Source organism: Anaerolineae bacterium (assembly GCA_025062375.1).
Taxonomy (GTDB): Bacteria; Chloroflexota; Anaerolineae; order SpSt-600; family SpSt-600; genus SpSt-600.
In genome coordinates, this window is record JANXAG010000048.1 from 1 (window position 1) to 10,739 (window position 10,739).

The window sequence follows — 10,739 nt, forward strand, 5'->3', positions numbered from 1 at the left end:
CATCATGTCCACCTTGTTGAGAAAAATCACCATCGCCGGAACGTTCACCTGCCTGGCCAGAAGAACGTGCTCCCTGGTCTGAGGCATCGGCCCATCAGGAGCCGCCACCACTAAAATGGCACCATCCATCTGAGCCGCACCAGTTATCATGTTCTTTATGTAGTCCACATGCCCAGGACAGTCTATGTGAGCATAGTGCCTGCGGTAAGACTCATACTCAATGTGAGCTATGTTGATCGTTATACCCCTCGCCCTCTCCTCAGGAGCCTTGTCTATCTCCTCAAAAGGAACAAACTGGGCAAGCCCCTTGAAACTCAACACCTTCGTTATCGCCGCCGTAAGGGTTGTCTTCCCATGGTCAATATGCCCTATCGTCCCCACGTTCACGTGCGGTTTGGTTCTAACAAACTTGGGTTTAGACATCTCAACCCCTCCCCTTACAAATTATGGAGCCCACGACCGGATTTGAACCGGTGACCTACGCCTTACCAAGGCGTTGCTCTGCCGGCTGAGCTACGTGGGCTCTTTTGCGTATATTATATAGGACAGCAAATTTTTTGTCAAATTTTAGCGTTTTCCAGGCTACCAGGAAGGCGGAGGATTAGGGCTATCACCAGTTGCAGGAAGATCGCTCTTTCTGGCCCGAGGCACGAACAAATACGCCGGGCAGGTAGGGGGGATGAGAGCTTTCAGAGCCAGAGGCTTAACCTCTATTTGCACCGGGGTCTTGCCTATGGGCTCACCGTCCACCTGGATAGAAAATGGGCGCGCTGTTGTAACTCTGAGGCGGGAAACCCGCTTCATCTCCACTAGAGGGTCGCTCACATGCTTCCCGGAAAGAACTGTGTAGACGTGGTGGATAAGCTGGGGAAACCTGTAACCTTTGAAAATGCAAAGGTCCAGCAGCCCATCGTTTACACGGGCGTAGGGGGCAACTTTGATCATCCCTCCATAGAGGCAAACATTGCTTACAATAGCCAGGATAATCCTTCGTCTGAAGGTCCTCCCATCCATATGGAAGGTGGACCTTGTTCCCAAAAAGGTTATGGCTGTTATTACTCCAGCTGCCACGAACGCAGCGGCGCCTAATTTCCTTTTCACTGCAGGGTGAGATTCCACCTCCTCGGTGACAAGGGCATCTATGCCTATGCCGCACCAAAGAAGAAAATGGCGGTCATTGGCGATTCCTACATCTACAAGAGCTACAGAAGATTCCAGTAACTTTTCAGCAGCACTGGAGACATCGGGCGAGCTCAGAAAAAGGTTAGCAGATGTCAGGCCCAGCTGTCTTGCCCAAACGTTCCCGGTGCCAAGGGGCAGAACCCCTAAGGCCGTTTCCGTCCCCACTATGCCATTGACTACCCCGTTAACGGTGCCGTCGCCCCCAGCAGCTATTACTGCATTGTAGCGAAGGGAAGCAGCCTCTTTGGCCATCAGATAAACATCGTGGCTGTTTTCCGTCTCCACTATTTCTACTTTCCACCCACCTCTTTCCAGGACACTGGCCGCTCTGGTTAAAGCCTCCCAGTTCCGGCGGGGACCGGCAGCGGGGTTAAAGATTATCAGCCCTTTCATCGTTGGAGCACTCGTAAAATTCTCTGGATTTCTTCCTCAAGATCTCTGCTGGTGTCCACCACTATATGCGGCCTGCTGATGGGTTGCTGGTATTCTTTCATACGGGAATAAACGCTCCAGTCAGCATCGGAAATATCATGGTTATCTCTTGCGGTATGGCGTTTCTCGAGCCTTTCCCGTACCACCTCTTCCGGGGCCACAGTCTGGATTATTACCAGCTTGGCATTGTTTCTTTCCGCCAGTCTGTATACATATTCCCGGTGAACTTCTGAAAGGTTTGTGGCATCAAAGATAACCCTCAACCCCTTCTTGAGAAGCCGGTCAATCAGGATATGACACACTTTGTGCACGAGGGCGCTTTCCCGTGAAGAGTAGGAGGGAGGATTAAAGAGGGTTTTACGCACGAAATCCGATTCCACTATCACAAAGGGGACCCTCTCACTCAGCTTCCTCGCCAGGTAGGATTTTCCCGTGCCTGGTAAACCTGAAAGCATGACCAGGACAGGATAAGCGGTAATGTGGGAAGTGTTAGCGAGTTTGCTTTCCACTTCAGCCACCGCCTTTTCCAGGTCTATATAGAACCCTTCTTTCTCCATCCTCTCCATAGGTCTACCCCGCAATACCTCTGAGGATAGGAGCTTCTATAAGAGCCCGAGTTCCTCTGCCATCATTTCCCCGGTTTATTTCAAAAGATCCTTTGAGGTCTTCCTCCACCAAAGTGCGAACTATCTGGAGACCGAGGGTTTGCCTTGATTCTGGCTCCTTGAATCCTACTCCATCATCAACGACTTCCACGGAAAATCTGTCTCCAATCTGTCCCACTGTCACGGATATAGTCCCTTGCGCTTTCCCTATGAAGGCGTGCTCCAGAGCATTTTGAAGGAGCTCGTTCACCGCCAGAGCCAGGGCGGTGGCAGGGCGAGCGGGCAAGAAAAGGGGCTGGCCCTGAACTTTCAAGGTTATTTCTTTGCCGGGAACCCTCATGTTTTCGGCCAGGATAGAACCGAGCTTTTCCAGAAGGGCCAGAATATCTACCTGGTGGAATCCCTGGCTCGATAGGATGTCGTGGACAGCCGCGATGCTCAGGATCCTGTTTATGGCTTCCTGGAAGGAACGATGTGCCGATTTGTTTTCCTCCTCGGCCATTTGCATCCTTAAAAGCATAGCTACTGTCTGCAGGTTGTTTTTAATTCGGTGGTGCATTTCCCTTATTACGGTCATTCCGGTGATAAGGGTGGCGTTTTCTATGGCGAGGGCTATCTGGTTTGCCAGGGTTGAGAGGAACCTTATTTCCTCTTGAGAGAAATTGCGGGGCTTTTCAGTGTAACAGACCAGAACTCCCCGTGCCCTCTCCCGCACGATCAGGGGCACTGCCAGAATGGAGGGAGTACCGGATGAAACCTTTATCTTTCCGTTTGAGACCACTTCTCCGAGTTCCGGAGGAGTTTTAGGAGGGCCGTAAGAGGCACGAATGGAAAGTTCACCCTTTTCATCCAGTAGTAGAAGGAGGGAACCTTCGGCTTTGATCATTCTGGCTGCCATTTCCACCACTACTTTGAGAACATCGTCAAGATAAAGGGGGGAAACTATGGTTTTGCTCACCTCGGCCAAAGCGGAAAGCTCCTCCAGCTGCCGCTGCATGTTATCGTAAAGCATTGCCTTTTCAATAGCTCCGGCTGCTAGGTCTGCCACCAGGCTGAGGAGCTCTATCTCTTCTTCCGTATAATCGTGGTAAGAGGAAGTCTGCACATTCATAGCCCCGATAATTCTGCCCTGGATGGAAAGGGGAACTGCCATGAGGGATTTAAAGTGCCATTCTTCCGTTTCGGGCAGGAGTTTGAAGCGGGGGTCTGCAGCGGCATCCCTTACGGCCACCGGAACCCCGTGAAGGGCGGCCCAACCGGTTAATCCTTCTCCCAGGCGAAGCCTGGCTTTACCTATAGCCTGAGGGGCGAGCCCCGTTGAAGCCCTGAGCACCAGGTATTGCCCGGACTTATCCAGAAGGTAGATGGAACAAGAATCCATCCCCATAACCTCGGCGGTGGTGCTGGTTATAAGTTGCAACGTTGTGGCCAGATCCATAGCCGAGTTTATGGCGTTTGTTATCCGCCTTATGGCTGAGATAAGAGCTTCCTTCTCCATTTTCCCCTGCATTAATTATAAAACCAGGTGGAAAAGAGAAAAAATTCCCATCAACCCCGAGCGGAGCTCAAAACTGCGACAAGCCTTTAGCCCACGGGAGCACTAAGGAGCCCCGAGAACACGCCACCGATTTTGCGTAAAATCCTCCTTCGTGCTATGCTTTATGCGATTTTAATTCTGCCCCCATAAAGGAGAAGCCATGAGCTCGTACGCCGAGTGGCGCGAGAGATGGGCCTCTCTAAAGGCCATTGGGTACTTTTGTTCTTACATTCCCGAGGAATTGCTCGTAGCGGCGGGGTTTAACCCTATACGTATAATTCCTGGTGTAACTGACGCCTCATTATCCCAAACCCACCTTCAGAGTTACACTTGTTATCTTTCCAGAGCTTGTTTACACCGAGCCATCAAAGGTGAGCTTGATTTCCTTGCAGGAATGATTTTCTCGCATACTTGCGATACTATGCAGGGGCTTGCCGATATATGGCCTCAGGCTCGCCCTGGGATTTTCGTAGAAACTTTCAACTTTCCCACTGTTCTCAGTTCAGGAAAAGCTTTTCATTACACTATCGCCGAACTGGAGCGCCTTAAAGGACGCCTGGAAGAATTCACAGGCAAAGCCATCGGGGAGGAAAGCTTGAGGGAGGCTGTAAAGCTTGTTAACAGGAAACGCGCCCTCCTTCAGGAGCTGGCTTCAAGACGGGAAAGGATGCCGGCTTCTCGCTTTTTCCAGGCTGTGGACAGAGCTCTTACCATGCCCCTGGAAGAGGCCATAAGCTTTTTAGAATCCTCAAAGTGGGAAGGGGAGGAGCCTTCGGGCAAATTCCGAATCCTGCTGGCTGGTTCTACCCTTGATGATCTGAGTCTGGTAGAGGCCATAGAAAAAAGCGGGGGCAAAATAGTTGAAGATGACTTTTGCAATGGCACCCGCTATTTCCAGACCCTGGCCGATGAATCGCTTCCGCCCATGGAAGCAATTGCAAAGCGCCTGCTGGAAAGACCCCTTTGTCCCTGCAAGTTCGTGCGCACCGGGGCTTATTCTCAGAATCTTGTGGAAAAAGCCCGCAAAGCTAATGCTCAAGGGGTAATTCTGGTTCGCCAGAAGTTCTGTGACCCCTGGGGCTGGGAATACCCTATGATGGACTCCATTTTCAAAGAGAATGGAATCCCACTTCTCATGGTGGAAGTGGAGCAGCCCGGGGCCATTGGCCCTGCCGTTACAAGGATCCAAGCTTTCTTGGAAATGCTTACAGGAGGATAAGAATGGCTGGAGGATACCTTGGCAAGATCCTCGTGGTAGATTTAGACCAAGGGCAATGGACAGTAGAACCCCTGAAGGAAGAATATGCAATTCGTTTTCTGGGAGGAGGGGGACTTGCCTGCCGTTACCTTTATGACCTCATTTCACCCTCCACTGACCCCCTAAGCCCTGAAAACCCCCTCTTTTTCATGACCGGTCCTCTGGTAGGGACAAGGGCTCCCTCATGCGGACGCTACACAGCCTGTTTTCTTTCTCCTCTCACCAGGATATGGGGTGAAAGCAATGCTGGAGGTTTTTTCGGGCCAGAACTGCGCTTTGCTGGCTTTGATGGGATCCTTATCCGGGGCCGCGCTCCCGAGCCCGTTTACCTCTGGGTTCGTGATGATAAGGTGGAAATAAGGTCCGCTTCCCATCTGTGGGGGCTGGATACTTACAGGGTTCAGGAAGCAATCAAGGAAGAACTTAAAGAGCCCAGAGCGAGGATAGCGTGCATCGGCCCGGCGGGGGAAAATCTGGTAAAGCTAGCAGCTATCATCAACGATAACGCCAGGGCTGCAGCCAGAGGTGGTCCGGGAGCAGTTATGGGTTCCAAAAACCTCAAAGCCATTGCGGTAAAGGGCTCTGGCTCCATACCTCTCCACAACGAGTCTGCCTTCAACGAAGCGGCCCGGGAAGCCAGGGATTGGGTTAAAGAGGATTTACTTGCTCAGCTCTTCCACACCGGCGGGACGGCTTTCTGGATGGATATGGGTCACGAGTTTGGGGATGTCCCGATTAAATACTTTACAAGGGGCCAATTTGAAGGAGCCAGAAACCTCAGCGGCGCCACCATGGCCGAAACGATCCTGGTCAAAACGAGTGCTTGCTACGGTTGCACCATAGCTTGCGGGCGAGTTGTTGAAATCAAAGAAGGCCCTTACAGCCTCCCGGTGACAGAGGGCCCTGAATATGAGACCCTCTGTGCCCTTGGAACTCTCCTTATGGTTGACAACCTGGCCGCTGTTTCCTACGCCAACTATCTCTGCAACTCTTTCGGGCTCGACACCATCTCCACGGGGGTTACCATAGCCTTTGCCTACCATCTTTTTGAGAAGGGGGTTCTGAGCGAGAAGGACCTGGGCTTTGCTTTGAAATGGGGCGACCCCGATGGGGCTATCAAACTTATAAATCTCATGGCTCACAGGGAAGGTTTCGGAGACATCCTGGCGGAAGGGACCAGAGCTATGGGGGAGCACTTCGGGCTTCCTGAGGAGGCAGCTCACGTCAAAGGTCTGGAAGTGCCAATGCATGAGCCTCGTGCTTTCTTTGGCAGTGCCTTGGCCTATGCTACCTCGCCCCGAGGCGCCTGCCATATGCAGGGCGACCCCTATAGTGTAGATTCTGGAGCTGCTATACCGGAAATCGGGATAATTCCGGGGGACCGCTTTGCTGTGGAGGGTAAAGCCTGGATGGTGGCTCGGATTCAGGATTGGCGTGCCCTCTACAATTCCATGATAATGTGCCAGTTCTGCAGCCCTGGCCCAGAAAGGATCGCCAGAATGCTTCGGGAGGCTACTGGCTGGGATATAAGCATTGATGAGCTCATCAGAATAGGCAGAGATATCTTCGACATTAAGCGAGCCTTCAATGTGAAAATGGGGATAAAGCGCCAGGATGATAGACTTCCGTCCCTGCTCCTGCACCCTCTCCCCGACGGGGGAGCTGAGGGGGCTGTTCCTGATCTGGAAAAACTTCTGACCGATTACTATGAGGTCCGTGGCTGGTCAGATGATGGAACTCTCACCTCCGAGAGAATGCGGGAGCTTGGCCTTGTTGGATAAAGTTTGCCGGGCTAAACACTGTTGATTTGACAGGGCACTAAGGGGTTGCTTTGTCCAGCGGGAGGCAGGATGGCTAAAATTGAAATAAAGCCTGTAATTACTTCTAAAGAGCTTGAGCAATTCATCCTTTTCCCATGGAAAATTTACGCTAATGACCCTTACTGGGTTCCCCCATTGATAAGCGAGCGAAAAGCTTTCTTTGACCCCAGCCGTAACCCTTTTTTCAAGCACGCTGAGGTTCAGCTTTTCCTGGCTCTAAAGGATGGGGAAATAGCTGGGACAATTTCGGCCCACATAAACCACACTCACAACGAGTTCCATCAGGAGAAGGCTGGCTTTTTCGGGTTTTTTGAGTGCATTGAAGATTTTCCTGTAGCCCAAAAACTCCTGGAAACTGCCTGTCAATGGGTGGCTGAAAGGGGGATGGAGGTCATACGGGGTCCTATGAATTTTTCCACCAATGAAGAGTGCGGCCTTCTAGTGGAAGGCTTTGATTCCCGCCCTGTGGTCATGATGACCTACAATCCCCGTTACTACGTGGACTTTGTGGAAAAGGCGGGCTTCGTCAAAGCAATGGACCTTTACGCTTACATCCTTAAAGCCGAAGATTTCAAAAACAATGCCGAAAACCTCCCCGAAAAGGTGTTTAAAGCTGCCCAGGCTGCCCTCAACCGTCCCCGAATCAGGGTCAGGAACCTGAATTTCAAAGACTTTGACCGGGAAGTGGAAAGAGGCTGGAAAGTTTACAATTCAGCTTGGAGCAAGAACTGGGGCTTTGTGCCTCTCAGCAAGGAAGAATTCAAGCATATAGCCTATGGCCTTAAACCCTTCCTGGATCCTGAGCTCATCTTCGTGGCGGAGGTTAACGGAGAACCAGTGGGGCTATCGGTTACTTTGCCCGACCTTAACATTCCGCTACATAGGATAAATGGGAAACTGTTCCCGCTGGGCTGGCTGAAGTTTCTCTGGTATAAAAGGAAAATAGACACAGCCCGGTTCTTCATGATGGGGGTAGTGGAAAGATACCGCAACTTGGGAATAGACGCTATCTTTTACCTGGAGACGGCCAAGGCCCTCCTCAAAAAGGGCTACACTCGCTGCGAGGTGTCATGGATTTTGGAGAACAACGTCATGATGAACCGAATAGTCCAGCGCCTCGGCGGGCGAATTTATAAAGTTTACCGGATATATGAAAAAAATCTGGCATAGAAACCTTTTTATCTTTGCTTCTTACACGCTGCTGGCTCTCTTCTTAACCTGGCCCCTGCCTCTGCATTTCACCACGCACGTCCCCGGCGATGGAGGGGATGACCCGGCTCTCACCTGGAACCTGTGGTGGGTTAAGTATGCTCTTTTGGATCTCCGTTCTTCCCCCTTCTATTGCCAGCATATGTTTTACCCTATCGGCATAAACCTCGCCTTTTACACCCTTACGGTCCTCAACGGCGTACTCTCCATTCCCCTTCAGTTCGCTCTCGGCCTCATTCCTGCCACTAACATCATCCTGATATCTTCCTTCGCGCTTTCAGCCTTTGGAGCTTATCTCCTCGCCAAAGGGCTAAGGGTTTCGCGGTCGGAGTTGCCGCCATTTTTGGCTGGATTGATCTACGGTTATGCCTCCTGCAAGCTTTTCTATGCGGCCCTCGGACAATTCAATATCGCCAGCTCGCAGTGGATGCCTTTCTTTGCCCTGGCTCTGCTCAGGCTTGGAAAAAATAGCGGAGCTAAATGGGCAGCCATTGGAGCCCTATTTCTCATCTTTCAGGCCTGGGCGGAAATGACCTTCGCCTCTTTCCTCCTTCTCCTGACCGTTTTCTACCTGGGCTGGGCTCTCTTCTTCCGCCTGGGTAACCCGCGCTACCTCCTGGTTCAAGTTGCCTTTATGTTTTTGCTCTTTGCGGCAGGAATATCTCCCCTCCTGATAGCTATGGTGCCAGATCTTCTGGCGGAAGGGGACTTTTTCCTCCGGGGCACAGGTTTCGCCGAAGTCTTCTCGGCCGACCCCGTCGGGTTTTTACTGCCCACGCGCCTCCACCCTTTGCTGGGTAAAATTGTGGATCGTTTCCCTTTCCCCCATGATAAGGGGCAACACCTATATCCTGGGTTCGCAGTACTCACCCTCGCTCTTTTGGGGCTGAGAAATAAAGCTCTTTTCTGGATAACAGGAGCCATTATCTTTACGTTGCTTTCCCTGGGGCCTACCCTCCACTTTAACGGCAAAGATACAGGAATACCCATGCCTTTTGCCCTTCTCCAGGAAATCCCCTTCTTCAAGGGCAATCGCTATCCAGGGCGTTACAACACGCTGGTGATGCTTTGTCTGGCCATAGCGGCTTCCTCAGGGGCTGAGCTGATTTTCAGAAAGGCAGAAGGAAAAATAAAGAAAGGCCTGTTTGCCGCTCTGCTTTCGCTCATTATATTCGAGCACCTCTCAATCCCATTGCCCCTTTCGGATATGCGCATTCCAGAACCTTACATTAATATTGCCTCTGACCCTAAGCCTGGGACAGTGCTGGAAATACCACTGGCATGGCGGAATAGCTTCCGGATAACGGGAACCGTAGATCCCATTATCATGTTTGTCCAATATTACCAGACATTGCACCAGAGGCCCATCCTGGGTGGAAATACTTCCCGGAATCCGGAGTTCAAGTTCCAGTATTTCACCGAGGCTCCCATCCTCAACACTATCGTGGCCCTGGAAAACGGTCACACAATATGGCCGGAAGTTCTGGAGGAGGATAAAAGGCTTGCCCCTTATTTCCTCCGGTTTTTCAACATCCGCTACATTGTAGTTCATCCGCGCCGGGTTCCAAAGGCATTGCTGGATTATTTGGCTGAAATTTTCGGACTTGAAATGCCCCCTGAGCTCCCTGGTGGCCCTCTAGTCTTCAAGGTTGATAATATCCCCTTCCCGGACCGCATTTCCATTGCGATGGGAGAGCCCATTGCTCACCTCTACCGCGGTGAAGGATGGGCTCCGGTTCCTACGGGGGATTATGTGTGGGTTCAAAGGCACAAGGCCCGCCTCTTTCTGCCTCTGGAAACCAGGGCTTACAGGATGAGGTTCCGGATTTTCTCCCCTGGAGAAGGCCAAGTAATGGTTGTGGAGGCGGGAAAGGGCAAGCTCGCCACTATTGCCCTGAAAGCCGGGTGGAATGAATATGAAATTTACATCCCACCGGAAGCTTTGAAAGAAGGGCTTAATGAGTTTACTCTTTGTTTCTCTAAACTTTTCCTGCCTCCTGAAGGGGTTCTGGTCCGAAGCGCGGGGATGCATGTGGGCGATTTCGTTCACATCTATGTAAAGGGCAGGGATGTGGCCCTCGATAGACGGGGCTACAACGTTGTTCTCATTTCACCAGGTGGCGAGGTAAAAGACATTGCTTCTTTTGACACCTTTGCCTCGGAGAGGGAATCGGAAAAGCTGGCGAGCTATCTGGCGTCTATTCCTGCAGGCTATACTGTGGCCATTGGAGTCAAGGATGAGGCTTCTCTTAAGCTTGAGGGCAAAGCAGTTGAGGCCCTCCAGGCTCTGGGAGCCAGGGTTGACCTCCGGGGGTGTTTCCGGTGTTCTTACGCTTTTCTGGGGGTTAAGGGTGAAGGAGTTCTTGGCGAGGCTTATCACCCCTTCAGACCTGTATCAGTTTTCACCGGGGAGGCTGTGAGCGAACCCTCAGTAGCCGTAGCTATAAGCCACATAGAACTTTATCCGGCTCAACCGTAAAACCTTCGGGCTATTTCCGGGCCCTGAAGGGGACGAACTGGAGGTGAGACCCGCCACTGTGGCAACCCCTGTGGGGTATTATAGTGCAATGCCTGGCTGTAACCCACCTGCGAACGAAACCTGAAACTATGGCGAGGCCTGGCCCACGGATGTAAAAAGAAGAACCATTTTCTGGCGAGGAGTCAGAAAACAATCTTCCCTCGTTATCCCCCAGAGC

The 10,739-nt window shown here is 51.7% G+C and carries 9 protein-coding genes and 1 tRNA gene; 4 read left to right on the top strand and 6 right to left on the bottom strand.

Annotation, left to right across the window (positions count from 1 at the left end; genetic code table 11):
* The 5 genes from NZ653_09290 to NZ653_09310 all read right to left on the bottom strand — a co-directional run.
* Positions 1-423, bottom strand: a 423-nt coding sequence (locus NZ653_09290; GenBank protein ID MCS7287315.1) for a GTP-binding protein, incomplete at its 3' end; no start/stop codon positions are given.
* Positions 424-447: 24 nt separating this feature from the next.
* Positions 448-523 (bottom strand) — tRNA-Thr (locus NZ653_09295).
* Between the two features lie 59 nt (positions 524-582).
* Complete coding sequence (locus tag NZ653_09300) at positions 583-1,575, bottom strand: diacylglycerol kinase family lipid kinase (protein MCS7287316.1); 993 nt, start codon at positions 1,573-1,575, stop codon at positions 583-585.
* Positions 1,572-2,180, bottom strand: a complete 609-nt coding sequence (locus NZ653_09305) for an ATP-binding protein (protein MCS7287317.1) — start codon at positions 2,178-2,180, stop codon at positions 1,572-1,574. The genes NZ653_09300 and NZ653_09305 overlap by 4 nt, the downstream gene beginning before the upstream one ends.
* 4 nt (positions 2,181-2,184) lie before the next feature.
* Positions 2,185-3,717, bottom strand: coding sequence for a GAF domain-containing protein (locus NZ653_09310; GenBank protein MCS7287318.1), 1,533 nt, complete (start codon positions 3,715-3,717; stop codon positions 2,185-2,187).
* A gap of 199 nt (positions 3,718-3,916) precedes the next feature.
* On the opposite strand from NZ653_09310, the gene NZ653_09315 reads away from it, so the two are divergent.
* The 4 genes from NZ653_09315 to NZ653_09330 all read left to right on the top strand — a co-directional run bounded on the left by NZ653_09315 (position 3,917) and on the right by NZ653_09330 (position 10,522).
* Positions 3,917-4,975, top strand: a complete 1,059-nt coding sequence (locus NZ653_09315) for a 2-hydroxyacyl-CoA dehydratase family protein (protein ID MCS7287319.1) — start codon at positions 3,917-3,919, stop codon at positions 4,973-4,975.
* Between the two features lie 2 nt (positions 4,976-4,977).
* Positions 4,978-6,795, top strand: a complete 1,818-nt coding sequence (locus tag NZ653_09320; protein ID MCS7287320.1) for an aldehyde ferredoxin oxidoreductase family protein — start codon at positions 4,978-4,980, stop codon at positions 6,793-6,795.
* 69 nt (positions 6,796-6,864) lie between these two features.
* Positions 6,865-8,004, top strand: coding sequence for an N-acetyltransferase (locus tag NZ653_09325; GenBank protein MCS7287321.1), 1,140 nt, complete (start codon positions 6,865-6,867; stop codon positions 8,002-8,004).
* Positions 7,985-10,522 (top strand): hypothetical protein, encoded by a 2,538-nt coding sequence (locus tag NZ653_09330; GenBank protein MCS7287322.1) that lies wholly within the window; start codon positions 7,985-7,987, stop codon positions 10,520-10,522. The genes NZ653_09325 and NZ653_09330 overlap by 20 nt, the downstream gene beginning before the upstream one ends.
* Before the next feature lie 10 nt (positions 10,523-10,532).
* On the opposite strand, the gene NZ653_09335 is transcribed toward NZ653_09330, so the two are convergent.
* Positions 10,533-10,739 (bottom strand): hypothetical protein (locus NZ653_09335; GenBank protein ID MCS7287323.1); only part of this gene is annotated, 207 nt, incomplete at its 5' end.

Excerpts from the sequence above, each read along its gene's own strand:
- NZ653_09310 (MCS7287318.1), bottom strand. The coding sequence starts at position 3,717 with ATGGAGAAGGAAGCTCTTATCTCAGCCATAAGGCGGATAACAAACGCC.
- NZ653_09315 (MCS7287319.1), top strand. The coding sequence starts at position 3,917 with ATGAGCTCGTACGCCGAGTGGCGCGAGAGATGGGCCTCTCTAAAGGCC.
- NZ653_09320 (MCS7287320.1), top strand. The coding sequence starts at position 4,978 with ATGGCTGGAGGATACCTTGGCAAGATCCTCGTGGTAGATTTAGACCAA.
- NZ653_09305 (MCS7287317.1), bottom strand. The coding sequence starts at position 2,180 with ATGGAGAGGATGGAGAAAGAAGGGTTCTATATAGACCTGGAAAAGGCG.
- NZ653_09300 (MCS7287316.1), bottom strand. The coding sequence starts at position 1,575 with ATGAAAGGGCTGATAATCTTTAACCCCGCTGCCGGTCCCCGCCGGAAC.
- NZ653_09330 (MCS7287322.1), top strand. The coding sequence starts at position 7,985 with ATGAAAAAAATCTGGCATAGAAACCTTTTTATCTTTGCTTCTTACACG.
- NZ653_09325 (MCS7287321.1), top strand. The coding sequence starts at position 6,865 with ATGGCTAAAATTGAAATAAAGCCTGTAATTACTTCTAAAGAGCTTGAG.